We start from the raw sequence: 25,638 nt of genomic DNA, 5'->3' as shown, positions 1-25,638 counted from the left end.
ACACGAAGAAATAAACCTGTTTCTGGTTTCCTCTGCGTCCTCTGCGTCCTCTGCGGTAATAAAATATCTACTCACCAAACTTCAATTCACAAGCCTGCTCATAGGTAGCCAGCTCTGTAATGGTTGGATTATCACCGCATAGCGGGCAACCCGGATCCTTACGCAGCTTCAGCTTCTTCCACTCCATACGCAGTGCATCGAAAACCATCAGCTTACCGGCCAGAGAATCGCCGATACCAAGCAACTCTTTCACCGCTTCAACGGCCTGAATGGTGCCCACAGCACCGGCCAGGGCACCTAAGATTCCCGCTTCGGAGCATGATGGAACCAGACCTGCCGGTGGTGGCTCAGGATAGAGGCAGCGATAGCAAGGTGCGCCTTTCACCTGATGTGGTTTGAATGTCGCCACCTGCCCTTCAAAGCGGAACATTGCACCGGAAATCAGCGGAATCTTCTCCATGTAACAGGCATCATTGACCAGGAAACGGGTCGGGAAATTATCACAGCCATCAATCACCAGATCATAGTCGCGAATAATGTCGCGAATATTATCTTCGGTAACAAAATAGTTGTAGGTATTGACCTTCACATCCGGGTTCAGCGCCTGCATTGTCTCACGCGCACTCTCCACCTTGGGCATGCCAATGCGGTCCTGATTATGAATAATCTGGCGCTGCAGGTTGGACGAATCCACCACGTCAGCATCGGCGATACCAATGGTGCCGACACCGGCGGCAGCCAGATAATAGGCGACGGGCGAACCCAGCCCACCTGCACCGATCATGAACACCTTGGACTCAAGCAGCTTGCTCTGCCCCTCGGCACCGACTTCCGGCAAAATAATATGGCGCGAATAGCGCTCGATCTGTGCTTCTGTAAAATCAATCATGAATAACCTCGTGAGGAGTAAGGAGTGAGGAGTAAAGGGTAGGGCGTAAGCGCAACCAACAGCTACACCTGGCGCCTTACCCCTGACACCTCACAAAAAAATCAAACTTCGATGCCTTTGAACAGGTCGGTGGACATATAACGCTCAGCCATGGATGGCAGAATTACCACGATACGCTTACCCTTCATCTCAGGCTTGCTGGCTACACGTACTGCAGCCATTACGGCTGCACCGGATGAGATGCCACCGGGAATACCCTCTTCAGCAGCAAGACGGCGAGCCATCTCGAAGGCCTCATCATTGGTGACCTTCTCAATACCATCAATAATATCGACGTTCAGGTTCTTCGGAATAAAACCTGCGCCGATACCCTGAATTTTATGAGGGCCGGGCGCTTCACCTGAAATCACGGGTGAATCAGCAGGCTCAACGGCAATTGCCTTAAAATTCGGATTGCGCTGCTTGAGCACCTCTGCAACTCCGGTGATCGTGCCGCCGGTGCCGACGCCTGCAACAATCGCATCAACGTTGCCATCACAGTCAGACCAGATCTCCTGAGCCGTGGTTTTGCGGTGAATCTCAGGGTTGGCAGGGTTTTCAAACTGCTGAGGCAGGAATGCGCCTTCAGTAGTCGAGGCAATCTCTTCAGCCTTGGCAATTGCACCCTTCATGCCCTTCTCTGCAGGCGTAAGCACAAGCTCGGCACCCAGTAGCTTAAGAAGCTTACGGCGCTCCAGACTCATCGACTCAGGCATCGTCAGGATACAGCGGTAACCCTTGGCACGAGCCACAAAGGCCAGAGCAATACCGGTATTGCCACTGGTCGGCTCAACAATCAGACCACCGGCTTTAAGGCGTCCATCAGCCTCGGCCGCTTCGATCATCGCTTTACCAATACGATCTTTCACCGAATTCAGCGGATTAAAAAACTCCAGCTTGGCCACAATTTCAGCACCACTATCAGCACCGATCCGGTTCAGACGAACCAGCGGGGTATTACCAATTGCTTCTGCAGCATTATTAAAAATTGCCATTTCAAACTCCTATCTTCACCACAAACTTCTCACCAGAGATTTTTTCGCCACAAAGGCACGAAGACACAAAGTAAATATCAAGATTGGTTTTCTTTGTGCCTCTGTGTCTTAGTGGTTCCTAGCCCTCTATGATGCTCTGTTCAATCGGGTCAACCTGAACACCCTGCTCACCCAGCCACTTCACCGCGGCATCGATCACATCGTTGTTGCCTTCAAGCTCAAGGCCGACAAGACCCATATGATCCCTCACCTCAGCCGTGCGGATATTGGTAATCAGATCAAACTCTTTGCCCAGCTGCCAGATAATCGGAGCACGAACGGTCGCCTCGTCAAAGGTCAGATAAACACGGAATTTCATTTAGCAGCCGCCTGCAATGGCCGGAACGATGGAGAGCTCATCACCATCTTTCAGAGCAGTAGCGCGACCTTCAAGAAAACGAACATCTTCGTCGTTCACATAAACATTTACAAAGCGGCGGATTTCACCGGCATCATCACACAGGCGCTCTTTCAGGCCGGGATGTGCAGCCTCGAGGCTTTCAATCACATCACCGACAGTTGCGCCATCGACGGTCACTTCATCAGCGCCAGCAGTCAGCTTACGCAGCGGGGTTGGAATACGTACAGATACACTCATTTCTCTCTCCTGTTACAAATAAAATCTTAATAAATTTATGCGTCAGCCACGCCGTCAGCTTCCGCCAACAGATCAAACTCTTTTAAACTGGCGTTGATAATACGCGGTTTGGTGATCGCATCCACTATCGCTTCCTGAGTCTTCAGGCCGTTGCCTGTAATGCAGAGTACAATGGACTCATCGCGAGGCAATTTTCCGGACTCAATCATCTTCATTGCACAGCCCAGCGTTACACCGCCTGCAGTTTCGGCAAAGATGCCTTCAGTCTCAGCCAGCAGCTTCATGGCAGCCACCACCTCTTCATCAGAGATATCTTCAGCCCAGCCGCCAGACTCATTAATAACGCGATTAGCGTAGAAGCCGTCAGCAGGGTTACCGATAGCCAGTGATTTGGCGATCGTATCGGCATGCACAGGATGGATCATATCGGTTCCATCTTTCACAGATTTGGAGATCGGTGAGCAGCCTGTCGCCTGCGCACCATAGACCGCGGTGCCATTGTCTTCGATCAGACCAAGCTTGATGAACTCCTTGATCGCCTTATCCACCTTGGTGCAGAGCGAACCGGATGCCATCGGCACAACCACATGTTTCGGTGCTTTCCAGCCCAGCTGCTCCATCACCTCATAAGCCAGCGACTTGGAGCCTTCAGCATAAAACGGACGCACATTCACATTCACAAAGGCCCAGCCATATTTGCCGGCCACTTCAGAACAGAGACGATTCACATCGTCATATTTACCTTTGATGCCAATGATATTGGTGCCGAAGATACCCGCACCGAGCACCTTGCCCTGCTCCAGATCATGTGGAATAAATACGTAGGACTCCAACCCTGCTGCGGCCGCATTAGCGGCAACCGAACCGGCCAAGTTGCCGGTAGAGGCACAGGCCACTGTGGTAAAACCAAACTCAACAGCTTTGGAGAGGGCCACGGAAACCACGCGATCTTTAAAGGAGAGGGTTGGATAGCAGACTGAATCGTTCTTGATATAGAGCTCTTTAACACCAAGCACTTTTTCAAGACGCTTTGCACGAACAAGCGGTGTAAAACCATTTTGTGCACCGACAGTTGGCTCACCATCAATCGGCAGCAGCTCTTTATAGCGCCACATGGTCTGCGGACGAGACTCGATCAGCTCACGGGTAAATTTACCCTCCAGCTTGTGATAATCGTAGGCCACTTCAAGCGGGCCAAAGCAGAACTCGCATACATGCGTAGGCTCAATCGGATACTCCTGCCCGCATTCACGACATTTCAACGCTCGAACGATACTTTCACTCATTATAGATACTCCGTTTTTTCAGGCGCATCCAGAAATAAAAAAACCTCCGCGATAGATGCGAAGGTTGTCATGCATAGGGCATAGGAATGCCCTTTACGAACAACCCGCCATCATCGCTCCCTCCGTGATTACTCACATCGGGCAGGCATTGGCACCATTCTCCAAAAGTTATCAAAGATATCTCTTGGCCGGTTGCCGCAGTTTCACAGGGCCTGTAACCCTCCACCGCTCTGGATAAAGCCGGATCAAAATATGTAGCGGCGAATTATCATGTCACTTTCACAAAAGGCAAGCGTTGTTGTTCACCACTGTTTGACATATACCCACATTATCGTTAGGTGTTTGCCTGAGATTTGTCCTCTCGAGCCGCGTCTTTCCCCTCCCTATACTTAAGACGCGGCAGCGCCCCGTTCGGTTCATCCGGGCGGGGCGTTCTGCTTCTACTCCCTGTTTACCCGTAAAAGCCCAGTTCTTGACACATCTAACGGGGATTCACACGATGCCGCCTGCATTGCCTTTAACCATCAGGAGCCCTCATGATCACAGAAACCGACATCCTCAAAGCACTCTCCGTGATCATCGATCCTGATTTCAAGAAAGACATTGTCTCGCTTGGCTTTGTAAAAAACATCACCATCGACGGTGGCCACGTTGCATTCACGATTGAACTGACCACCCCGGCCTGCCCTGTTAAAGAGGAGTTCCGCTCTCAGGCTGATGCGGCAGTAACTGCACTGCCGGGCATTGAGAAGGTGGATATCACCATGAGTTCGAAGACTACAGCCGCTCAGAGCAAGGATCATATCCCGGGTGTGGCCAACATTGTTGCCATCGCATCGGGCAAAGGTGGTGTGGGTAAATCAACTACAGCGGTAAACCTTGCCGTTGCCATGGCCCAGACTGGTGCCCGAGTTGGCCTGCTGGATGCCGATATCTATGGACCCTCCATCCCTCGCATGATGGGGCTTGCCGGTTACAAGCCGGAGATCAATTATGAGACCAAAACCATCCAGCCGCTGGAGAACTATGGTGTGAAAACCATATCCATCGGTTATCTGGTTGAAGATAATCAAGCGATGATCTGGCGCGGCCCGATGGTAGCCAGCGCCCTGAACCAGCTACTCACCGATGTGGCATGGGGTGAACTCGATTACCTGTTTGTCGATATGCCGCCGGGAACCGGCGATGCACAACTCACCCTGACCCAGAAGGTGCCTGTCACAGGCGCAGTGTTGGTGACCACACCGCAGGACATCGCCCTGCTCGACTGCCGTAAAGGCATTGAGATGTTCCGCAAGGCGCGTGTGCCTGCACTCGGCATTGTTGAAAACATGAGTCAATTCATCTGCCCGCATTGCGGCGAATCCAGTGCTATTTTTGCTGAAGGGGGCGCAGAGCGCCTGAGTCAGGAGTACAACACCGAACTGCTGGCCCATATCCCGCTGGACATTAAAATCCGTGAGAAAGCAGATGAAGGAACCCCTATCGTTGCCGCGTTCCCGGAGTCGGAACAGGCCGCGATTTATCAAAAACTGGCCGGAGATGTTGCCCGTAAGGTCAGCATTCAAAACAGTCGCAAGATCGATATCCCAGTCACCTTTCAGGGTTAATTACGCCAATAATAAAAAAGGCGTGCAGTAAACTGCACGCCTTTGATTCAAATGAGTTCGGATCGCCTTAAAACATCCTAAGAGCGGCGATCTTCCCTGCTGCCGCCACCGCCGCCTTCTACGCGACGCTTGTCAGGCACACCGCTGCGATCAGATGCGCGGGTTTTCCACTCACCTTTTTTACGTGAAGCACGTTCAGTCACATACAGCGTTGTACCAATAAGCAGGATACCTGCAGAGAAGATCATCAGATCCTTGATGCCATCAATCTCCATACCAATCGCCATCTCGAAAAACTTCACAATCAGCACCATCATAATCACTTTACCAAGGCGCGATTTCAGATCATCCAGATTATTCACCGAAAGCATATGCTCAGCTGATGTATCATGTTCTCCATAAGCATGGTCAATCTTACTAATGTAGAGCTCATACATGCCCAAGCCAAAAATCATCAATACAATCGCCAGTAGGAAGATATCGATCACCTTGACCACCATACCAACTGCCTCTGCTCGCATCACCCCTCGAGCCTCAGGAGAGTCCAGCAGATAATACTCTTTCAGCATATCTACCGCATAAAAGGTATCAACTGCCGAGATATAAAACATAATCATTGCAGCGCCAATACTACATACCACAGCGAGAAGTACCGCCCATCGGGATGTCCATAAGACCTGTTCAAAGCCGTTTGAGAATGCTGATTTTTTAGGTGTTTCCATGATTCCTCACAAGATAAATCGCCTGACTCATAAAGCTGAGCCCTGGTTTTTTCATTTCACTTTACCCAACTCAACACTCTGACTACTGCACAAACCTGCTACTTACTGCGGGTTGCCATCTCTGTCAGCACCAGCGCTGCAGCACTCATCAACACGCCACCAGCAAACATCAACAGGGCCGTGGTATCATCAACCTCCATACCGATCGCCAGCTCGAAGAACTTCACGATCAGGATCATCATAATCACCTTACCCAGGCGTGACTTCAGATCATCCAGACTGTCAATAGAGAGGAGATGGTCTGAAGCGTCATTGCCATCTTCATAGGCATGATGGATTTTACTGATGTAGAGCTCGTAAAGACCCAACCCGAAGATCAGCAACACAATCGCTAGCAGAAAGATATCAATAATCTCTACCACCTGGGCAACAGCTTCAGCTCTGATCTCACCACGTTCACCATAATCATCATTCGCGGCATAGCTGGCCAGATGCTCTATCGTATAAAAGGTATCAACACCGGCGATGTAAAACATCAGCAGCGCAGCGATAACACTACTGATTACGGCAACAAGAACTGCCCAGCGGGAGTTCCACAGACTGCTTTCAAACGCAGCTTCAAGCGCCGATCGATCTTCTAATTTTTTTAACATAAATTCATTTCCCCCAGACAAACAGCCCTAAGCAAAACATGAGCCAACCACGCCGTGAAATAGCCATTTACAAACTAAGTTCATTTCTGGTTTTGATAATAGATAATCAATTGCGTCAGGCATATATCGTCAATTTCTACGCGGACTTTAATTTTAATCCTGTTTGCCCTTTTTCCATCAACGACTAGGTTTCGCCGCCCTACTAATAACGGAGGTGAAACATTGACCCTGCCCACTGATAAGAAAAAAGTATCCATCGTCTGCTTCTCCGGCGATTTCGACAAGATCGTTGCTGCCTTCACCATTGCCACCGGTGCAGCTGCCACCAACCGTGAAGTAACCATGTTCTTCACCTTCTGGGGTCTTAACGCTCTGAAGAAGAATAAGGGACGTGCTGCTACAGGTAAGAGCATCATGGCCAAGGCCTTCAACTTCCTGATGGGAGGCTTGAATAACCTGCCGCTTTCACGCCTCAACTTCTTCGGTGCCAGCCCCAAACTGATGACCGGCATGATGAAAAAACATAATGTCGCCACCCTTCCTGAACTGGTTGAAGCTGCCCATGCCCTCGGCATTCGTATCGTTGCCTGTGAAATGGCCATGCACATTCTTGAGGTTGGTAAAAGCGACATGATCGAAGAGGTGCAGGATGTCGCTGGTGTAGCCACCTTCCTCAACGAATCCGAAAACGCCCACATTATCTTTATTTAGGGACTATAGGACTTAACAACCATGAAACATTTCCTCGATATTACCCGCGAGACCTGCCCGATGACCTTTGTGAAGGTGAAGCTGAAACTGGCCCAGATCAATACAGGTGAGCAGCTGGAAGTTCTGCTTAACGAGGGCGAACCGCTGCAGAATGTTCCTCGTTCATGTGAAGAACAGGGTTTCAAGGTACTCTCCAATGAACCCACCGATGAGGCCGGCAAACATATGCTGGTCATCGAAAAGTAAATGACAGTCAGGGCATTCTGGGAAGGAAAATACCACAACAATGAGACCGGCTGGGATCGTGGCAGTGCCAGCCCTGCCCTTCTGGATTGGCTTAAAGAGCTGCAGCCCTGCCGCATCCTTGTGCCCGGTTGTGGCCGTGGCCATGAGGTGATTGAACTGGCCCGTCGTGGTTTTGACGTAACCGCTGTCGATATTGCGACACCTGCCATTGATCACATGCAGGCCATGCTGGAAAAAGAGAAGCTTACCGCCACCCTGATTCACGGTGACCTCTTCGAGATTGAGCTCCCCCCCTTTGATGCTATCTACGAGCAGACATGCCTCTGTGCGATTCAACCCAGCCAGTGGAAAGAGTACGAACAATGGTTGCACAACCACCTCAAACCCGGCGGCCAACTACTGGCTCTGTTTATGCAAACCGGTGCCGAAGGCGGCCCACCCTTCCACTGCGATCTATCTGAGATGAAACCGCTATTTGATGCTTCACGCTGGCAGTGGCCTGAATCAGAAGGCGATGCAGTCGCACACCCATCTGGCCGTCATGAAATGGCGCATTTAATTCAACGCAAATAGTAGTTCTAAAACAGGCACAACGGCCTGTGATTAAATTTAGATTTTTAGACCAGCTCCGGTCAGTGACTGAGCCAAGTGTGAGCTTAATATTTTAACCTCTTCATCCAGATAAGGAATGGCTTCTACTTTGCCCCATACAGGCGCAGGCCAGGCGGGGTCGGACTTGTAGCGGACAATGTGGTGAATGTGCAGTTGCGGCACCATGTTACCGAGTGCTGCAATATTGATTTTATCCGCGTTGAACTCTTTTTCGATGACTGCAGCCAGTTGCGAAGATTCGCGCATCAGCTGTTGCTGATCTTCATCCGAGAGCTGGTGGATTTCGGTGATGCCTTCGCGCTGTGGCACGAGAATAAACCATGGATAGTTGGCATCGTTAATCAACAATAGGAGACAAAGCGGCAAGCGGCCGATGACAAAACAGTCTTTTTCCAGTTGCGGATGCAGAATCATAATTGCCCCTTTAGGTGCTTGGTAATAAAACGGTCAAACTGATTAGCAAAGGCCATGCGGTCTGCCTGATTGAAAGGCGGCGGGCCACCTGTGATCACGCCATTGCCGCGCATCTCATCCATCATATTGCGAACACTTAACGCCCTGCGCACATTATCAGGAGTATAGAGCTCGCCTCTTGGATTGAGTGCGAAGCCACCCTTCTCGATCATGCCTGCAGCCAGTGGAATATCGGCGGTAATGGCAAGATCGCCCGGTTCGCAATGATCAACGATATAGGCATCAGCCACATCGGCTCCGGCAGCCACATGAACCGAATCGATATACTCTGATTTCGGATACTGCAACTTCATATTTGCCACCAGCGTTAAGGGAATCTGCACACGCTCTGCAGCGCGATAGAGAATCTCTTTGATCACTTTGGGGCAGGCATCGGCATCAATCCAGATACGCATCAGCGGTATCGCCTGTTAGCACGCATCAGATCGGCTGGACGACCGATATCGTACCAGTAGCCATCATGTTTCGCTCCGGCACATAATCCTTTCGCTATCAGTTCACGCATGGGTTGCACCAGAGAAAAAACAGAGCCCGTTTCAAAACCATCAAACACCTTTTCATCCCAAACCGAAATGCCGGAGAATGTGAAACGTGTTTCGCCTTCGCTCATTACCTTGACTCCATTCAGGGCAAAATCTCCCCCAGGATGGTGAGTAGGATTGGTCACAAGCCCAATGGCTGCTCCGCCCTCGGGAAGAACGGCACTTAACCGTTTCAGGTCAAGACTGCTCAATACATCAGCATTGCAGACTGCGACAGGGCCACTGCCGGGCAGAAACTCTAGTGCCTGCTTTACGCCACCACCGGAATCGAGCAGCAACGGCTCATAACTGATGCGAATGCGACAGCCAAACCGGCTACCATCACCAAGGTAGGACTTCAGAATGTCTGCATGATGATGCGCATTCACCGCAATATCGTGGATACCCTGCGAAACCAGTGAGCGAATCACATGGATGATGGCCGGTTCCCCGCCCACCTGCATCAGTGCTTTGGGGCGACTGTTGGTCAGCCACTTCAGGCGTGTTCCAAGCCCTGCTGCCAACACGACAGCTCTCTCTACTCGCTGATCCATCACTGTTGCAGCTTTTTGATCAATTCAGGCATCTTCTCATATGCCGCTTGCCGTCCACGATCAATCTCCTGCTCAGGATTACTGAAATCATTCCACTGGGTAAAGCCGACCAGCGGCTCAATCACCACATCGGCATGATCCCGATTGGCCTTGCGCAGGTGAAAGGATTTAACCTGTGTGGACCAGTCGAGCATGCCGTAGACATTACTCGGCTCAATATCGTTGCGCGGTCTTGACCCGACATTTACCGCAACCACCAGCTGATGAGGGCGGGCCACCATCTGCGCTTCGATCACGGGAAGGTCAGAAGCCACACCGCCATCAACATACTTTTTGCCACCAACATGTACCGGATCAAACACACCCGGGATCGCCATGCTTGCGGCAATCGCACAAGGCAGTTTGACATGCGAGTCGACTGAAAATATCTGGCACTCGCCGCTGGGAAACTCAACGGCCGTGATATAGAGGGGAATTTTGGCATCACTGAACGATTCACCGCCACAGAAAGCAAATGCGATATCGATCAGGGCATCGGTATCGGCAATGGATCGATCCGTCGCTGCCCGCGTTAACATGATTGACTGCTTGGCCGCAGCGGTAAGCCTGGAGAGCCAGCTCTGATCCTCAGGTCCCTCCCCATCAAGTTCTGGCAGGGAGAGTCTGGAAAAGGATTCATGCGAGATAATATCCATGGTTCGAGCCATCACTTTTCTGGCATCCGGCTCAATCGCATACATCGCCCCGAACAGTGCTCCGATACTGCAGCCAATGATCGCATCCGGTCTGAGTTTGTGCTCTTCAAGCACCTCAAGCACCCCAAGATGGGCCAGGCCACGACCACCGCCACCACCAAGAGCCAGTACAAACCCGTGTTTTTTCTCCTGGCGAGCAGCAAAGATGCGATCAAGCAGGTTCATCTCTATTTCAACTCCTTAAAACCACTGAGGGCGTTGTGACAACTGCACCCGTTGAACGACTCTTTTTTTCAACTATCGCGCGAATCAGATCAACACCCGTTGATCTGATTCGCTTGCTGGCAGTGCAGCAACCTCACAGAGTTTATCACATAAAACCCTTATCTGATCAGTCGCAAGCGGGCCGGAATCATTGCATGTAATAAAGAAGACATCGACAGCCCGTTCACCAAAGGTGGAGACCGAAGCGCCATGTAGTGAATAACCCTGCTTAGCAATCGCATCAGCCAGTCGTGCCAATAGACGTGGCTGATCCGCAGTAGAGACTTCAATGGCAGTTTCACGGAATGAGGCCTGAGGCAATTCACGCACACGCACCGGCACATTGCGCATTAACAGACTCACCTTGAACTTTTTATTGATGACAAGCTGCGGCAACACCTCACTATCAAGCAGCTTCTCAACACGCTCCTGCAACCTCTCCAGATCACTCAACACATTAAACGGAGCACCATGTCTGCCCTGCAGATGAAATACATCCAGCACACGGCCATCATTCAGCATATAGGCTTGCGCTGCCAGGATACTGGCATGGCCTGAGGTTAGCGCCGCGGCAAAAGCGGCAAACATCCCCGGACGCGGATGGCCCACGATATAGAAAAGCGTCTCACTGCGATCATTATCAACCCAGAACTTCACCGCATTGCCATCTGAATCGGCAATCAATGGTACGATATCGGTCAACTGGCGCGGTGGAAAATGCATCACACACTGCCGTGACATCTGGCCAAGAGCGGCCTTGATAGCCTCCTCATCAGCATCTTTCACACTATCCAGCACTGATCGCACACGTGTCTGATAGAGGCGTTCTGCGGTTTCATTCAGTGTTTCATCGCTTAGGAAATAACTTTCGGTTAAACGGTAGAGTTCAGCCAACAGTGATCCCTTCCAGTCATTCCAGACATTGGGCCCCACGGCAGAGATATCAGCGATGCTCAACAGCAACAGATAGTTCAATCTGCTCTGATTGCCAACCCGCTCAGCAAAGGCTCGAATCACTTCCGGATCAGAGAGATCAAAACGCTGACTTTTTACTGCCATCAACAGATGTTCTCTGACCAGCCACTCCACCAGCTCCACTGCATCAAGATCAAGGTTCATGCGTTCACAGAACCTGCGCGCCATCACGGCCCCTACCTCAGAGTGATCACCCGGTAGTCCTTTGGCGATATCATGGAAAAGAATGGTAATATAGAGCAGTTCGGGGCGGTTGATCTTGTGGCACACTTCATGTGCCAGCGGCAGCCGCACATAGCGATCACGATGAAAGAAATTGCGTGCTTCACCGACGGCTCGAATGGTGTGTTCATCAACAGTAAAAGCGTGATACTGATTAAACTGCCCCAGCCCCACCACTTCTCGGAACTCAGGGATAAAGCGGCCCAGCACACCGGTATCGTGCATCTGCCTGAGCGCCCACTGCACATTGCGTTTACTGCGCAGAATTTTCATAAATATACGCTGTGCCACCGGATCATCGCGCATGGCATCATCAATCAGCAAGACATCGGCCCGGATCTGCCTGAGCGCCCGACTGGAGAGTCGACGTTTACCCTTCTGCGCTTCCCTGAAAATGCGCAGCAGGCGCAATGGCTCATCTTTGAACACACGATCATCGGCAATACTCAGGCGTTTACCTTCAAGAATAAATCCGTGATTAACCGACTTTTTAAAAGCAAAAAGCCGGGGATTTAACTGCTCTCTGAAGTGCATGTAAAGAAGACTGGAGACGCGCGATATGCGACCGACATGTCGAAAGTACTCTTTCATAAAGGCATCAACGGCAGGCCTGGGCGGGATCGGCTTATAACCCATCAGCTCTGCCAGCAGAGCCTGCTGTTCAAAACCAAGGCGATCAGATGGGCGGCGCATCTCAAGATGCAGACCAGTCCGGCAGCGCCAGAGAAAATCCTGGGCACTTAACAGGCCGTCACGTTCACGTGTCGAGATCGCCCCCTTCTCCACCAGTTCAGCAATATTGTCACAGCCGTACCAGACCTTGGCCATCCAGAATACCGACTGCACATCACGCAGACCGCCTTTGCCCTCTTTGATATCGGGCTCCATCCAGAAGGCTGTACCACCGGTGCGGGCATGACGCGCTTTGACCTCGGAGAGTTTCGCCTCCACAAATGCCTTGCGCTTTTTCTTAAAAAACTTATCCAGCCCTCGTTGCAGCTCTTCATAGCGCTCGCCGGGACCAGTCAAAAGGCGTGATTCTGATGCCGCAGTGGCGCTGTTCCAATCCTCTTTCACATGCTCCAGACACTCTTTGACACTGCGCACGGCATGGCCGATCTTGGCCCCCATATCCCACAGTGCCAGAAGAAATGCCTGCATCTCCTCTTCAACAACCTGAGAACACTCGCCAGAGACCAGAAACCACATATCCCAATCAGATTTAGGAGCCAGTTCGCCACGACCATTGCCACCGACCAGCACCAGATCAACAGAGGTGGAGGCTGTTGGCGCTTTCTGCTGCCAGAGACGGATCAACAGTGCATCAACACCGCGACACATCAAACCGGTCAACTCCGTTCCACTCGCCCCGGCTTTAAACGCGGCATCTACAGCTTCATTGAGCTCGCGCAACTGCTCTCTTTCAGACAAGGCTATTTACCGCAACGGTAGATATTAAATGCCTGCTCACCATCAATCACCCTGCTGACAGCCACAATGGTGTCGCCATCCATCTCGGCAGCACTGTTTTTTGCCATAGTCTGTAACTCACCAGCCACCTTCTCTTCAGAGCGCGGAATAAAGACAACTTTATCCAGCACAGCCACGGTCACCTTCGCAAGATTTTTGCATGTTTTAACCTGCTCAAAAGTGGCAACTGAGACCGTTGCACCGCTATCGGTAGTTTCCACCCAGGTGCAGCCACCGGCAAGCAACGCTACAGAGAGGATCATCCATACTGATTTTTTCATGATTCACTTACCTCGTTTTTTAATTGATCCAATAACATCAACGCATCAACCGGCCGCATCGATTCAACATCAAGGGCCAGCAACGTTTTTTCCAACTCACGCAGGCGCTCCAGATCTCGCTCCTGCTGTTTTTTCTCCGCTACAGCAAACAGGCCCAACTGCGGTTTGCCGCTCTCTGCCGCCAACTCTGAACCATGTTCAAGACGGAAAAGGTGTTCACGCGCACGTTTGACCACCTCACGCGGCAACCCTGCCAGCTGCGCCACAGCAATGCCGTAGGACTGATCGGCGGCATCCTCTATTACCTGATGCATAAAGATTACCGAACCATTCCACTCACGCACCGTGACAGAGGCATTAAATGCCGCTTCAAATTCGTCCGGCAGCTCCGTCAACTCATGGTAGTGGGTAGCAAACAGCGTCAGCACATCAGAAGATGCAATCAAACGCTCGGCAACTGACCATGCAATCGCCAAGCCATCCCAAGTGCTGGTGCCACGGCCAATCTCATCAACAATCACCAGCGAACGCGGCTCCAGCTGATTGAGAATGGTTGCCGTCTCCATCATCTCAACCATGAATGTTGATCTGCCACTGGTCAGCTCATCACCTGCCCCGACACGGGTAAAAATGCGCCGGGTCAACGGGATGCGCGCCTCATCCGCAGGCACAAAACAGCCGGTATGTGCCAGCCATACAATCCACGCCACCTGCCGCATATAGGTAGATTTACCACCCATATTAGGACCCGTCAGCAACATAAAACGGCGGTTTTTCAGGTCCATATGGGTATCGTTGGCAACAAACGGTTCATTGCTATCGAGAAAACGCTCAACCACCGGATGGCGCCCACCCACCAGTTTCATACTACGTCCGTTGTGCACCTCGGGGCGTACATAGTTATAACTGCGGGCCAGCCAGGCAAAGCAGCAGAGCACATCAAGCCTGGCCACGGCCTGGGCTGCCTGCTGAATCGTTGATGCCGCACTGCATACTTTTCTGCGTAAAGTCTCAACCAGCACATCTTCACGATTTAACGCTGCATCACGGGCACCAAGAATTTCCGACTCAAAGCTGTGCAGTTCATCGGTAATAAAACGCTCAGCATTGACCAGTGTCTGCTTGCGTACGAAATCAGGCGGTGCATCTTTAGCCTGCACCTTTGATATCTCAATGAAATAACCGAACACCTTGTTGTATTTCACACGCAGGTTGGCAAGCCCGGTTCTCTCCCGCTCCCGTGCCTCATAATCGCGCAGCCAATCGTTGGCATCGCGGGCCAGGCCGCGCAGGCGATCCAGCTCACTATCAAAACCTTCACGAATCACGCCACCATCGCGGAACACCTGTGGCGGTGCCTCAACAATGCCGCTATCCAGCTCAGCAGCCAGCGACTCCAATCCCTGCATGGCACTGCTCATACCGGCAAACAGACCACTGCGATCCTCGATCAGCCTGTACAATTCAGGCAAAGCAGTGATCGCCTCGGTCAAACCCCGAAAATCGCGCGGAGAGGCGCGGTTGAGAACGATTCGCGTCAGCATTCGCTCCATATCGCGCACGCCGCCAAGGCGCTGGCGCAATGACTGCAACGTATCCTGGTCATCGAGCAGGCCCTGCACTGCATTCTGGCGATCATTGAGTCGCACCAGATCACTCAAAGGCCTGTCGATCCACTCCCGTAGCAGCCGCGCCCCCATCGGGGTTCTGCTCTCATCCAGCACATGGATCAGACCACCCTTGGGGTCGCCTGCCAGTGAGCAGTAGAGCTCAAGGTTTCTTCTCGAGCGCATATCGATGCGCATGCCACTGCCCTGCTCAACAAATACCGGCAGAGAGAGGTGCTCAAGTGCACACTTCTGGGTCTGCCCGAGATAGACCAGCACCGCCCCGATTGCTGCTGCTGCATGTTCATGTTTTTCAAGATTCAGGGCGTCCCAGTCACTGACTCCAAAGTGCTGCTGCAGCTGTTCGCGTGCCACATCAGCACTAAAACTCCAGTCTCCCGGCCGATTCACAGGCATAACATGTTGGGATTCATCAGATGTGCTCAGTAGCAGTTCAGCCGGTGCCATTACAGCCAGCTGCTCTTCGAGAAGAAGATCACCTGATCCTTCGAGAAGACGCCAGTGGCCACATGAGAGATCAACCGCGGCCAATCCCCAGGCCTCACCCTTGCGATAGCAGGCGACAAGCGGTGCTGAACGGCTTTGATCCAGTAGCTCTGCCTCGGTAATCGTGCCGGAGGTGACAACGCGCACCACCTCACGCCGAACCGGCCCTTTGCTGCCATCGGGGGCTTCCATCTGCTCACACACGGCGACCCGCTTGCCTGCAGCTACCAAGCGAGCCAGATAACCTTCAGCCTGATGCCAGGGCACACCGGCCATCGGGATATCATCGCCATTGGCCTTACCCCGTTTGGTCAGTGTGATGTCGAGAATCTTCGATGCCTCTAAGGCATCTTCAAAAAACATCTCATAGAAATCGCCCATGCGATAAAAGAGCAGGCAGTCCGAATTCTCGGATTTAATCTTCAGATACTGCTGCATCATAGGGGTGTGAGTCGTTTGACCCGTTGTTTTCGCCATGGCCGCAATGTAACACGCAGTTTGGCGATGTTTAAGAAGGAACTGCGCAGGCGCTTAAAAGAGATGAATAGTCTGCTTGAATCACTGTGAAAACAGGGCCGTTTGATATCTTTTCCGGGCATGCTTAAGCCCGGGAAATGTGCGGGGGAAGGGGGGGGGAAGGGGAAGGGTGCACATTTGCCCGGGCTATTTTTTAAAGCACTATCGCTTCTGATATCTTATATCGGCAGATAACATGCATCCTTTAACCATTTTACCGCGAAAGAGATGCCGCAACAGGGCTTAGTTTATGCATCCAATTGACAGAGAAATGTGATGCAGATCATCTTTTCAGACATCACCCGATCATCATGCCCGCCGTTGACTTCACTATCTCAGCATCGGAGCGTTCCCGTCTCTAATTGAGATGCTGATTAATAGGCCTCCTGCCTGTAATCAACGCGCAATCGCAAAAGCGCGGTTTTGCGATTGCTTACAAATCAAGGGCTTGCGAGCCTGATTTGGCAGGCCGTCCGTGGCCTGCACGGAAACGCTGAATAAATCAGCGCTTCTCTAAAGGAATGGAAAATGAATAGAACCAGAAATCAAATCCTGCTGTTTATTCTGCTTGTAGCTGCTGATCAGATCAGCAAGTGGTGGATTCAGCTGCCCGATTTTAAAGCCTTTGTCGTTGTCGATGGTTATTTCAACATCATCCGTGCCTACAATCCGGGCGTTGCCTTCTCGATGTTTTCCGATCTTCCCGATGCTGTGCGCATCTGGCTACTGCTCGGTGTCACCGTTGCTATCGCTGTAGTCGTTGCCTTCTGGTGGTGGCAGGAGCGCCAGAGTGCCGGTATCACCTCATGGCTACTGGTGCTGATTCTGGCTGGTGCTGTCGGCAATATCTGGGATCGTATGCAGCTGGGTTATGTGGTCGATTTCATTGACTGGTATGTCCGCTCTGGCGCTACTGAATACCACTGGCCTGCCTTTAATGTCGCCGATGCCTGCATCTCGATTGCAGTGGTGATGCTTCTGATCACCAGTTTCAAACAGCGTTAAATTCACACATTCAGTTTAGCCCAGGCTCTTTTAATCAGAAGGTCTGTTCCATCTGATTTCTAAAGTTTTTTCCTATCTCTCCGATGTTTAATTAGGAAGGGAATTTATATGCGTGCAGATTCAGAACATCCCATATCGAACATGGAGGTCGCTCGTCGAGCTGCACTTCTCTTTTTCCCTGTTGCCGCCCTGTTTCTTATCTCCCTCTATGCTGTCTACGCCCTGGACAGAGACAGCGCCATTGAGAGTCTGATGCATGAAGAGGAGGTGGTTGTTCATCAGCAGGAACAGCACTTTACCCGCACGTTCAACACGATTGTCTCGGATCTGCTTGTACTGACTGGCCATGCCGACTTCAAAGAGATGCTCAACGATCTGGATGACGACCCCTATAAACATCTCTTCAATATCTCACACGAGTTCCTCTCCTTCATTGATCACAAAGGCACATATGATCAACTCCGCTTCCTGAATATGGAAGGGCTTGAAATCGTCCGCATCGATCTCAACAGCGGCCAGCCAAAAATCATCCCAAAGGAGAAGAGGCAAAATAAGGCAGATCGTTACTACTTTAAAAAAACAGCATCCCTTGAGAAAGGCCAAATCTATATCTCCCCTTTCGATCTGAATGTTGAAAACGGGAAAATTGAACAGCCGCTGAAACCGATGCTGCGCGTAGCCATCCCTGTAATTGATAAGCATGATGTACGACACGGCATCATCATCCTTAACTTTCTGGGAAAACATCTTCTCAACGTGCTGGGAGAGATAAGCACCAATGCGCCGGGTGAAACACTGGTATTGAATACCGATGGCTACTGGTTAAAGGGACTGGTCTCTGAGGATGAGTGGGGTTTCATGTTCCCTGAACGGTCAAACAAAACCTTCGGCTCCCGCTTTCCCGATGCATGGTCAACCATCGCTACAACAGACAAAGGCACGTTGACCACGAAGCACGGACTCTTCACCTACGCCACAGTTAAACCACTTACCAGTGGCTGGGCTTCTGCCTCGGGTAATTACCGGGCATACCAACCTGAACCAGGCGATCCCGACCTTGCCAACTACAGCTGGAAAATCGTCTCATTTGTCCCTTCTGAACGGATACAGGCAGAGAGCAGTCGACTACGTCTGCCGCTGCTTGTTCTCGGTATTATCCTTACCATTGTCTGGGGCATGTACTCTCTGCTCTCCTCCAACGCCAGGGCTCATAAAAAAATAGCTCGTCAGATCCTCAAAGAGAAAGACCAGCGCATCAGGGAGATCATCGACTCTGCATTTGATGGCATCATTACCATCAATGAAAATGGCATCATCAGCTCATTCAACCCTGCCGCCAGCACCATCTTCGGTTATGCGGCAGATGAGGTCATCGGCAAAAATATTAATTTACTCGTCCCCTCCCCGCATAGAGAGATGCACAATGATTATCTCCGCCGCTATATAGAGACCCGTGAAGCCCACATCATTGATAAACCACGCGAGGTTGAAGCAGTTAGAAAGGATGGCACTGCATTTCCATTGAGCCTCTGTATCGGCGCCAAGCAGTACAGTGACCACTGGATGTTTACTGGCATTGTGCGTGACATCACCGAGCGTAAAAAGATGGAAGGCGAGCTTGAGAAAATGGCAGTCACCGATGCACTGACCGGTATCTACAATCGTGGTTATTTCAATCGGCATCTGGTCACTGAGTTTAATCGCAGTAAACGCTATGACGTGCCGCTCTCGCTGATCATTCTCGATATCGATCACTTCAAGGCTGTTAATGATACCTACGGACATCCTGCAGGTGATGCCCTGCTCATCGCAGTGGCTACTGAGTTACACAAACTGGCACGGGATACCGATGTCGTAGCCCGCTACGGTGGTGAAGAGTTTGTCTTAATCCTGCCGCAAACCGATGGCCAAAGTGCACTAATCCTGGCCGAACGCCTGAGAAAAGCGGTTGCAGAGATCGCTGTTTCAGCGGACAAGGAGATGATCTCCGTGACGATTTCACTAGGGCTTGCATGCATTCCCGGCTCCGAAGCCGACTCCCCTGACCACTACCTGAGAATTGCTGATCGGGCCCTTTATCAGGCCAAAGAGACAGGCCGAAACAAAACCGTGCTTGGTACTGACTAAACTCTTAACAGATATCCCTGTTTAAAAACGTTTAACCATTTTATGCACCACCTGATTTGTCAGGATGGCCAGACGCCGCTGGTTGCTATTGGTGCCATAGGTGCCTCCTGCATCATAGATGGTCGCGACCGATTCAGAGGCGATCACTGAACCATCCCGGGTAACCCACACCTTGATACCCATCTCATCAACGCCAGCCACCTGCCAGAGAAACAGTACCGCAGCAGTTCTGCGCAGCCGTATATTTTCGACCTCCAGATGCAGGGTAAGAGCATCTTCCTCACTCCAGCGGCCACTCTTACGCAGCAGACGCTCCGACTCTTGTTTGAGGCGGCTGCCGACAAACTCAAACACTTTGCCTTTAAAACCTTCTATGGTGACCTGTCCATCGATGACCTGAACATCTGAAATTCGCTCATGTTCGCCAAGCAGTGGCGGTTTCGCTTTAGCGATGGCAACAGGGTGATCCACATAAGGGACACAAGCGGTCAAACCTGCTATCAACAGACACGGAAAAACGAGTCGTTGCACTCTCTTCTTCAGATCTTTTTCCTGCGTTCTGAACGCATGCGAATGCCAAACATCAACCGTGCCACATCTTTGAAGTGGCGGGCATAATGAATCACCAGCCCTTCTCGCACGCTCTCCGGCAGCTCATCCACATCCACCGCATTGGCAGCAGGAAGAATCACTTCAGAGATACCCAGTCGTTTGGCCGCCAGAAGTTTTTCGCGCTCACCACCAATAGGCAGCACATCACCGACCAGTGTCAGCTCACCTGTCATTGCAATGCGCGCAGGTGAGCGCTCCAGCGCCAGTGAGAGCAGGGCAGTGGCAATAGCAACACCTGCCGATGGTCCATCCTTGGGAACCGCCCCTTCAGGCACATGCAGATGGATGAATGCTTTATCAAAAAAGTCGGGGGCAACACCAAAACGATCCAGATTGGCGGTAACATAAGAGTAGGCAATATCGACGGACTCCTGCATCACCTTACCAAGCTGTCCGGTTACCTTCATGCCACGACGATCACGATGGGAAATTGTCGCTTCCAGGGTCAGGGTGGTACCGCCCATGGCGGTCCAGGCCAGGCCGGTAGAGAGGCCGATGCCCTGCTTGATCGCCTGCTCACGGAAACGGGGTTTACCGATATATTCAGCAAGATCAGAGACACCGATTCGCAACGGAATCTTCACCAGACCTTCGGCTTCCTTGCGCGCCAGTTTACGCAGGATCTTCTTCAGCAAGCCCTCTAAGCGCCGCACACCCGGTTCACGGGCATAATCCTCAACCAGATGCTTCAACACACCCTTGGTAAGTGTCACGTCGGCACGCTTTAACGCATGCTCATGCAACTGGTTGGGCCACAGATGTTTGCGTGCAATCTCCACCTTCTCACTGGCCATATAACCGGGCAGGCGAATGATCTCGGCACGATCAAGCAGTGGCCTTGGCACCGTATCAAGCTGGTTAGCAGTCAGCAAAAACAGCACCTGCGAGAGATCAAAACGAACATCGAGATAGTGATCCATGAAATCTGAATTCTGTTCGGGATCAAGCACCTCCAGCAGTGCTGAAGATGGGTCGCCACGGAAATCGTTGCCGATCTTATCCACCTCATCGATCATGATCACCGGATTAGCCACCTCAACGCGTTTCAGTGCCTGTACAATTTTGCCCGGCATGGCACCGATATAGGTGCGGCGATGACCTTTAATCTCAGCCTCATCACGCATACCACCGACAGAAAAGCGGTAGAAGGGACGACTCACCGCTTCAGCAATGGCTTTACCCAGTGATGTCTTACCCACGCCCGGCGGGCCAACGAAGAGAATGATTGAGCCACCCACAGCTTTCTTGCGGGCACCCACGGCAATAAATTCAAGGATACGATCCTTCACATCCTCCAAGCCTGAGTGATGCTTATTCAGCGCGCGACTCGCCGCCTTCAGATTATAGCGGTCACGACAGGTCTTACCCCACGGCAGGCAGGTCAGCCACTCCAGATAGTTACGGGTTACGCTGTACTCCGGTGAGGAGGTTTCCAGCATTGAGAGCTTGTTCAGCTCCTCTTCAAATGCACCATCCGCCTCTTTGCTGAATTTGAGTTTTTTGGCTTTTTTCCTGAACTCCTCGATCTCCTTCTCACGAGGATCTTCATTCATACCCAGCTCGCGCTGAATCTCATGCAACTGCTCCTGCAGGAAAAAGCGGCGCTGCTGATCAGAGACTCGCTCCTCGATATTGTCGCGGATTTTACGCTGCACCTTACTAACGTTGAGTTCACGATTAAGCAGCGTCACCACCTTCTTCAGGCGATCATAAATAGGATAAGTCTCAAGAATCTCCTGCAGATCCTCGCGACTGGCGGTAGTCAGACTGGCTGCAAAATCGGCCAGCCGGTTGGGTTCATTGACATCGAAACGGGAGGCAAACAGCCGCAGTTCTTCCTCATGCAGCGGATTATGTTTGAGCAGCTCTTTGATCGTATTGATCACGGCCACTGTATAAGCGCGCAACTCAATATTATCTTTGTAGGAGGTCTCCTCACGATAGGCCGCCCTTACCCGGATCGGATGCTCATCACTGATGAAACCCTCAATGCGGAAACGGCGCAGACACTCGACCACCAGATGCAGGCCGTGCCCTTCGATCTCTACCGCCTTGGCAATGCGGGCAACCACACCCACCTCATAGAGGTTTTCCGGCTCATACGGCTCATTTTCATCACGCACCAGAACAAGGCCAATATGCTGCTGATGGCTGGATGCCAGATCACGCACCACCTTGCTCATATCCTCATTTTCATAAACCAGCGGCACCACCAGGCCGGGGAACAGTGGCCGATTGGAGAGCGGCAACAGTGTCAGCTGATCGGGCAGCACCTCATCGGCCTGCACCAGTGATGCCTCCATGCTTTCACCCTCATCAGCAGAGCCAACATCGAGGCTATCTATTTCATCTATAATTTCCGGGTCGTGAACATCGTCTGGTTTCATAATGTTTTTTTAAGGTTAACCTCATGATTTTTCAAGACTTGAATTCATACGCTAGCATCCCCACATTTAACCTGACAATCAAAAAAGGAGATTTCATGCGCGGCTTTAAAGGTATTTTCCTGTTAATCATCACCAATGTACTGATCTTTTTCACGCTGGCGATTACCGGCACCATTCTCATCGAGGTGGTTTTGCCGAACTTCGGCATCGATCTGCGTGGCGCAGTTGCCGCACAGGACTTCGCATGGGCGATGGTATTCGGCTTTGGCGGCGCGTTCATTTCACTGTTTATGTCCAAGTTTCTCGCCAAGCGCGGTATGCGCATGCAGCAGATTACAACCCCATCCACACCCAAAGAGAAGGTGGTGTACAACACCGTTGCTGAACTTGCGCAGCGTGAAGGCATTAAGATGCCGGAAGTGTGGGTCTACTGGGATGATGTTCCCAACGCCTTTGCCACCGGCCCTACCCGCAACAATGCCATGGTCGCCGTATCCTCCGGCCTTGCCATGAACCTTACCGATGACGAGCTCAAAGCGGTGGTTGCGCATGAGGTCGGTCACGTCAGCAATGGCGATATGATGGCCACCACCCTGCTGCAGGGCTTGATGAACACCTTTGTCTATTTCCTCGCCCGTATGATCTCCCGTCCGTTGATGGAACGTAACTACTGGCTTGGTTTTGCTGTCTATATGGCGCTGCAGTTTATGCTCTCGATTCTGGCCATGATTCCGATCTGCTGGTTCTCCCGCCGTCGCGAATTCCGCGCCGACGCCTTTGCCGCTGATGCGGTGGGTGCAGCTTCCATGGCTTCCGCCCTGCAGAAGATCGAAGCACTCTCTCAACGCACGCTGGCTACAGAACATCGCGAAGAGGGGATGAGTGAAGATGCTTTGGCCACCATGAAAATCCATGGTCAGTCTTCAGGTTTCGCTCATCTATTTTCCACGCATCCGCCAACAGAGGCGCGTATCGCAGCACTGAAAAACCGCAAATAGTCAGCAACTGTTAATACAGCATCAAAGGCGCGCCTATCCGGTGCGCCTTTTTTCTTGCACTGGCGAACTCCTGATGACCTATCTATGATATGACCATGGCACATCAAACAGCAGCAATTCTGGTCATTGGTAATGAAGTTCTCTCCGGGCGTACTCGCGAGGCCAATGCATATTATGCGGCTGGAAAATTTTTTGAGCGCGGCTGCAAACTCAGTGAAGTAGCCATTATCCCGGATGAACGCGAGGCGATCATCTCAACGCTTAATCGGCTAAGAGAGCAGTACGATGCAGTGATCACCTCCGGTGGCATCGGCCCCACCCATGACGATATCACCATGGAATCAATCGCCGCAGCCTTCGACGTTGAGCTGATTGAGCACAGCTTTATTGTGCAGGCGATGACTGACCACTTCGGTGCTGAAGGACTGAATGAGGGCCGCCGTCGCATGACCCGCGTCCCACAGGGTTCCAAACTGATCCGCTGTGAGAAGACCATTGCGCCGGGCGCACGCATCGGCAATGTCTACATCCTTGCCGGAGTTCCCTATATATTTGAATCACAGCTTGATTCGATTCTGGATCAGTTTGGCGACAGGCCATACCAACGTATTGAGATCGAAGTAGAACTACCGGAAAGCCTCTTTGCCAAAGCACTAACCGCGATTCAAGCTGACTTTGATGATGTTGAGATCGGTTCCTACCCCGGCCGCTGCGGCCCTGACCCTTGCGGCAAGATCTGTCTGAGTAGTCAGGATACAGAGCGATTAAATGAAGCCGTAAAAACGGTCAACACCATGCTGGAGAACATCGCCTCCTAGCAAGGTCACTCCCTTGAAGCGTTATCTATGAACGCCTGTTCCTTTAATCGGGCCATTCAGCCAACAGCCAATTATTTGCTGATCTAGCTATTTAAGATTCTCGTAGATTTCATTTAATTTATCAGAACATGCATTGAAAGCTGCTAGCACTCTTGGGTCAAAGTGCGAGGGATCTGTTCGCCCATCTCCATCGCAGATAACCGACAAAGCTTTTGCATGTTCAAATGCTGGCTTATATGGACGCTCACTACGTAGTGCATCATAGACGTCTGCAATCTGCATAATTCGTGCAGATATGGGAGTCTCTTCACCTTTGATACCATTTGGATAACCACTTCCATCCCATCGCTCATGATGCCCAATCGCAATTTCACGTCCCATTTGCAAATAGGGTGAAAACCCATCTTTAAGAATATTTCCTCCGATGCTGGGATGCGTTTTCATGATCTCCCACTCTTCTTGGTTTAAAGCTCCCGGTTTAAGTAAAACTCTGTCTGGAATGCCAATCTTACCTATATCATGCATTGAGCTGGCATGGAAAATCATGTTACAGAATTCCTTATCCATACCCATGGCCGTAGCCAGTTCTTTGGTGTAATGGCCGATTCGTTTTACATGCCCACCCGTTTCATCATCATGATTCTCAGCAGCATTCACCAAAGAGGTTATACCTTCGATATAGGAATGTTTCAGCTTTTCCTCTGCCTTTTTACGCTCGGTAACATCTCGCAAAACAGCTGTGAACACAACTTTCCCGTCACTTTCAACCTTAGATATGCTTGCCTCAGCATGGAATACTTCTCCATCTTTCCTTTGCCCTTTGATTTCACCCCGATCAGACATAAATTTAGATGCTTGTTGTGGTTGCCGAGAGAAAGTATCGACATGCTTGTGATGGTTCGAGCGAAAGCCTTCAGGAAGTAGCATTTCAAGCCGCTGCCCCATCATTTCATCAGAAGTGTAGCCAAATATTTTTTCAGCACCTTTGTTAAACAGGGAAACCCGATGATCTCCACCAACGACAATCACAGCATCAGCCATTCCATCTAATATTTCAAAGAAAAGTGAAGCGTTCATTCAATAACCAACCTTTTGACTCAGGAATTCCCTTATCTATCGGATCGCCTCCCAACATCTTGAGTCTCTACTTTTTTAATAGGGTCATTCAGTCAAGCTCCTAAAATATGCTGAGTTATACTTGTGGC

Annotated in this window: 25 protein-coding genes and 1 riboswitch; of the genes, 8 read left to right on the top strand and 17 right to left on the bottom strand. The window is 51.2% G+C overall.

Annotated elements, in window-relative coordinates; genetic code table 11:
- Positions 1 to 67 precede the first annotated feature (67 nt).
- From moeB to thrC, 5 genes are all read right to left on the bottom strand, one after another.
- The gene (gene moeB / locus F3F96_RS01355) at positions 68 to 889 is read right to left on the bottom strand and encodes a molybdopterin-synthase adenylyltransferase MoeB (RefSeq protein ID WP_176961458.1); all 822 of its coding nucleotides are present in this window, start codon (positions 887 to 889) and stop codon (positions 68 to 70) included.
- Positions 890 to 990: 101 nt separating this feature from the next.
- Positions 991 to 1,923, bottom strand: coding sequence for a cysteine synthase A (gene cysK, locus F3F96_RS01350; protein ID WP_176961457.1), 933 nt, complete (start codon positions 1,921 to 1,923; stop codon positions 991 to 993).
- Between the two features lie 118 nt (positions 1,924 to 2,041).
- The gene (locus F3F96_RS01345; RefSeq protein WP_176961456.1) at positions 2,042 to 2,281 is read right to left on the bottom strand and encodes an NIL domain-containing protein; all 240 of its coding nucleotides are present in this window, start codon (positions 2,279 to 2,281) and stop codon (positions 2,042 to 2,044) included.
- Complete coding sequence (locus tag F3F96_RS01340) at positions 2,282 to 2,560, bottom strand: ubiquitin-like small modifier protein 1 (RefSeq protein ID WP_176961455.1); 279 nt, start codon at positions 2,558 to 2,560, stop codon at positions 2,282 to 2,284. It abuts the gene before it with no gap.
- Positions 2,561 to 2,595: 35 nt separating this feature from the next.
- The gene (thrC, locus tag F3F96_RS01335; RefSeq protein WP_176961454.1) at positions 2,596 to 3,846 is read right to left on the bottom strand and encodes a threonine synthase; all 1,251 of its coding nucleotides are present in this window, start codon (positions 3,844 to 3,846) and stop codon (positions 2,596 to 2,598) included.
- A gap of 107 nt (positions 3,847 to 3,953) precedes the next feature.
- Positions 3,954 to 4,087: riboswitch (SAM riboswitch) on the bottom strand.
- 295 nt (positions 4,088 to 4,382) lie between these two features.
- Between thrC and apbC the strand changes: the two genes are divergently transcribed.
- A complete protein-coding gene (apbC, locus tag F3F96_RS01330) occupies positions 4,383 to 5,456 on the top strand; it encodes an iron-sulfur cluster carrier protein ApbC (protein ID WP_176961453.1) in 1,074 nt (357 codons plus the stop codon).
- 77 nt (positions 5,457 to 5,533) lie between these two features.
- On the opposite strand, the gene F3F96_RS01325 is transcribed toward apbC, so the two are convergent.
- A complete protein-coding gene (locus tag F3F96_RS01325; protein ID WP_176961452.1) occupies positions 5,534 to 6,178 on the bottom strand; it encodes a YqhA family protein in 645 nt (214 codons plus the stop codon).
- 98 nt (positions 6,179 to 6,276) lie between these two features.
- Entirely contained in the window at positions 6,277 to 6,831 is a 555-nt protein-coding gene (locus tag F3F96_RS01320) for a YqhA family protein (RefSeq protein WP_176961451.1), read from the bottom strand.
- 222 nt (positions 6,832 to 7,053) lie between these two features.
- Between F3F96_RS01320 and F3F96_RS01315 the strand changes: the two genes are divergently transcribed.
- The 3 genes from F3F96_RS01315 to F3F96_RS01305 are packed head-to-tail and all read left to right on the top strand — an operon-like array spanning position 7,054 to position 8,361.
- Entirely contained in the window at positions 7,054 to 7,542 is a 489-nt protein-coding gene (locus F3F96_RS01315; protein ID WP_176961450.1) for a DsrE/DsrF/DrsH-like family protein, read from the top strand.
- Between the two features lie 21 nt (positions 7,543 to 7,563).
- A complete protein-coding gene (locus F3F96_RS01310) occupies positions 7,564 to 7,788 on the top strand; it encodes a sulfurtransferase TusA family protein (RefSeq protein ID WP_176961449.1) in 225 nt (74 codons plus the stop codon).
- Positions 7,789 to 8,361, top strand: a complete 573-nt coding sequence (locus tag F3F96_RS01305) for a methyltransferase domain-containing protein (protein WP_176961448.1) — start codon at positions 7,789 to 7,791, stop codon at positions 8,359 to 8,361.
- Between the two features lie 36 nt (positions 8,362 to 8,397).
- Here F3F96_RS01305 and F3F96_RS01300 read toward each other — a convergent pair whose 3' ends face one another.
- The 7 genes from F3F96_RS01300 to mutS form a co-directional block, all read right to left on the bottom strand.
- On the bottom strand, positions 8,398 to 8,814 hold the full coding sequence (locus F3F96_RS01300; RefSeq protein WP_176961447.1) for an HIT domain-containing protein: 417 nt from the start codon (positions 8,812 to 8,814) through the stop codon (positions 8,398 to 8,400).
- Positions 8,811 to 9,269 (bottom strand): YaiI/YqxD family protein, encoded by a 459-nt coding sequence (locus F3F96_RS01295; RefSeq protein ID WP_176961446.1) that lies wholly within the window; start codon positions 9,267 to 9,269, stop codon positions 8,811 to 8,813. Before F3F96_RS01295 ends, F3F96_RS01300 begins: the two co-directional genes overlap by 4 nt.
- A complete protein-coding gene (locus tag F3F96_RS01290; RefSeq protein ID WP_176961445.1) occupies positions 9,269 to 9,949 on the bottom strand; it encodes a nucleotidyltransferase family protein in 681 nt (226 codons plus the stop codon). The genes F3F96_RS01295 and F3F96_RS01290 overlap by 1 nt, the downstream gene beginning before the upstream one ends.
- Positions 9,949 to 10,869, bottom strand: coding sequence for a patatin-like phospholipase family protein (locus F3F96_RS01285; protein WP_176961444.1), 921 nt, complete (start codon positions 10,867 to 10,869; stop codon positions 9,949 to 9,951). The genes F3F96_RS01290 and F3F96_RS01285 overlap by 1 nt, the downstream gene beginning before the upstream one ends.
- An 84-nt stretch (positions 10,870 to 10,953) precedes the next feature.
- Complete coding sequence (glnD, locus tag F3F96_RS01280; protein WP_176961443.1) at positions 10,954 to 13,536, bottom strand: [protein-PII] uridylyltransferase; 2,583 nt, start codon at positions 13,534 to 13,536, stop codon at positions 10,954 to 10,956.
- A gap of 2 nt (positions 13,537 to 13,538) precedes the next feature.
- Positions 13,539 to 13,856 (bottom strand): DUF4156 domain-containing protein, encoded by a 318-nt coding sequence (locus tag F3F96_RS01275; protein ID WP_176961442.1) that lies wholly within the window; start codon positions 13,854 to 13,856, stop codon positions 13,539 to 13,541.
- Positions 13,853 to 16,447 (bottom strand): DNA mismatch repair protein MutS, encoded by a 2,595-nt coding sequence (gene mutS, locus F3F96_RS01270; RefSeq protein ID WP_241697580.1) that lies wholly within the window; start codon positions 16,445 to 16,447, stop codon positions 13,853 to 13,855. The genes F3F96_RS01275 and mutS overlap by 4 nt, the downstream gene beginning before the upstream one ends.
- Positions 16,448 to 17,014: 567 nt before the next feature.
- Here mutS and lspA point away from each other — a divergent pair.
- The gene (lspA, locus tag F3F96_RS01265; protein WP_176961441.1) at positions 17,015 to 17,491 is read left to right on the top strand and encodes a signal peptidase II; all 477 of its coding nucleotides are present in this window, start codon (positions 17,015 to 17,017) and stop codon (positions 17,489 to 17,491) included.
- Positions 17,492 to 17,632: 141 nt separating this feature from the next.
- A complete protein-coding gene (locus tag F3F96_RS01260) occupies positions 17,633 to 19,618 on the top strand; it encodes a GGDEF domain-containing protein (RefSeq protein WP_176961440.1) in 1,986 nt (661 codons plus the stop codon).
- Positions 19,619 to 19,639: 21 nt separating this feature from the next.
- Here the strand turns inward: F3F96_RS01260 and F3F96_RS01255 are convergent, their stop codons facing one another.
- Both F3F96_RS01255 and lon read right to left on the bottom strand, forming a co-directional pair.
- A complete protein-coding gene (locus F3F96_RS01255; RefSeq protein WP_176961439.1) occupies positions 19,640 to 20,149 on the bottom strand; it encodes a hypothetical protein in 510 nt (169 codons plus the stop codon).
- 8 nt (positions 20,150 to 20,157) lie between these two features.
- On the bottom strand, positions 20,158 to 22,617 hold the full coding sequence (lon, locus tag F3F96_RS01250; protein WP_176961438.1) for an endopeptidase La: 2,460 nt from the start codon (positions 22,615 to 22,617) through the stop codon (positions 20,158 to 20,160).
- 95 nt (positions 22,618 to 22,712) lie between these two features.
- Between lon and htpX the strand changes: the two genes are divergently transcribed.
- Entirely contained in the window at positions 22,713 to 23,615 is a 903-nt protein-coding gene (htpX, locus tag F3F96_RS01245; RefSeq protein WP_176961437.1) for a protease HtpX, read from the top strand.
- Between the two features lie 95 nt (positions 23,616 to 23,710).
- Complete coding sequence (locus F3F96_RS01240) at positions 23,711 to 24,433, top strand: molybdopterin-binding protein (protein WP_176961436.1); 723 nt, start codon at positions 23,711 to 23,713, stop codon at positions 24,431 to 24,433.
- A gap of 87 nt (positions 24,434 to 24,520) precedes the next feature.
- Here the strand turns inward: F3F96_RS01240 and F3F96_RS01235 are convergent, their stop codons facing one another.
- Positions 24,521 to 25,510, bottom strand: coding sequence for an HD domain-containing phosphohydrolase (locus tag F3F96_RS01235; RefSeq protein ID WP_176961435.1), 990 nt, complete (start codon positions 25,508 to 25,510; stop codon positions 24,521 to 24,523).
- Positions 25,511 to 25,638: the final 128 nt, after the last annotated feature.

This window comes from Mariprofundus sp. NF (genome assembly GCF_013387455.1).
Classification (GTDB): domain Bacteria; phylum Pseudomonadota; class Zetaproteobacteria; order Mariprofundales; family Mariprofundaceae; genus Mariprofundus.
Note: the sequence above shows the minus strand (reverse complement) of the source record. Positions and strands in the feature narration are given on the sequence as shown.

Bases quoted from the DNA above. Each gene is read 5' to 3' on its own strand.
- moeB (WP_176961458.1), bottom strand. From the start codon at position 889: ATGATTGATTTTACAGAAGCACAGATCGAGCGCTATTCGCGCCATATT.
- cysK (WP_176961457.1), bottom strand. From the start codon at position 1,923: ATGGCAATTTTTAATAATGCTGCAGAAGCAATTGGTAATACCCCGCTG.
- F3F96_RS01345 (WP_176961456.1), bottom strand. From the start codon at position 2,281: ATGAAATTCCGTGTTTATCTGACCTTTGACGAGGCGACCGTTCGTGCT.
- F3F96_RS01340 (WP_176961455.1), bottom strand. From the start codon at position 2,560: ATGAGTGTATCTGTACGTATTCCAACCCCGCTGCGTAAGCTGACTGCT.
- thrC (WP_176961454.1), bottom strand. From the start codon at position 3,846: ATGAGTGAAAGTATCGTTCGAGCGTTGAAATGTCGTGAATGCGGGCAG.
- apbC (WP_176961453.1), top strand. From the start codon at position 4,383: ATGATCACAGAAACCGACATCCTCAAAGCACTCTCCGTGATCATCGAT.
- F3F96_RS01325 (WP_176961452.1), bottom strand. From the start codon at position 6,178: ATGGAAACACCTAAAAAATCAGCATTCTCAAACGGCTTTGAACAGGTC.
- F3F96_RS01320 (WP_176961451.1), bottom strand. From the start codon at position 6,831: ATGTTAAAAAAATTAGAAGATCGATCGGCGCTTGAAGCTGCGTTTGAA.
- F3F96_RS01310 (WP_176961449.1), top strand. From the start codon at position 7,564: ATGAAACATTTCCTCGATATTACCCGCGAGACCTGCCCGATGACCTTT.
- F3F96_RS01305 (WP_176961448.1), top strand. From the start codon at position 7,789: ATGACAGTCAGGGCATTCTGGGAAGGAAAATACCACAACAATGAGACC.
- F3F96_RS01300 (WP_176961447.1), bottom strand. From the start codon at position 8,814: ATGATTCTGCATCCGCAACTGGAAAAAGACTGTTTTGTCATCGGCCGC.
- F3F96_RS01295 (WP_176961446.1), bottom strand. From the start codon at position 9,269: ATGCGTATCTGGATTGATGCCGATGCCTGCCCCAAAGTGATCAAAGAG.
- F3F96_RS01290 (WP_176961445.1), bottom strand. From the start codon at position 9,949: ATGGATCAGCGAGTAGAGAGAGCTGTCGTGTTGGCAGCAGGGCTTGGA.
- F3F96_RS01285 (WP_176961444.1), bottom strand. From the start codon at position 10,869: ATGAACCTGCTTGATCGCATCTTTGCTGCTCGCCAGGAGAAAAAACAC.
- F3F96_RS01275 (WP_176961442.1), bottom strand. From the start codon at position 13,856: ATGAAAAAATCAGTATGGATGATCCTCTCTGTAGCGTTGCTTGCCGGT.
- mutS (WP_241697580.1), bottom strand. From the start codon at position 16,447: ATGGCGAAAACAACGGGTCAAACGACTCACACCCCTATGATGCAGCAG.
- lspA (WP_176961441.1), top strand. From the start codon at position 17,015: ATGAATAGAACCAGAAATCAAATCCTGCTGTTTATTCTGCTTGTAGCT.
- F3F96_RS01260 (WP_176961440.1), top strand. From the start codon at position 17,633: ATGGAGGTCGCTCGTCGAGCTGCACTTCTCTTTTTCCCTGTTGCCGCC.
- lon (WP_176961438.1), bottom strand. From the start codon at position 22,617: ATGAAACCAGACGATGTTCACGACCCGGAAATTATAGATGAAATAGAT.
- htpX (WP_176961437.1), top strand. From the start codon at position 22,713: ATGCGCGGCTTTAAAGGTATTTTCCTGTTAATCATCACCAATGTACTG.
- F3F96_RS01240 (WP_176961436.1), top strand. From the start codon at position 23,711: ATGGCACATCAAACAGCAGCAATTCTGGTCATTGGTAATGAAGTTCTC.
- F3F96_RS01235 (WP_176961435.1), bottom strand. From the start codon at position 25,510: ATGAACGCTTCACTTTTCTTTGAAATATTAGATGGAATGGCTGATGCT.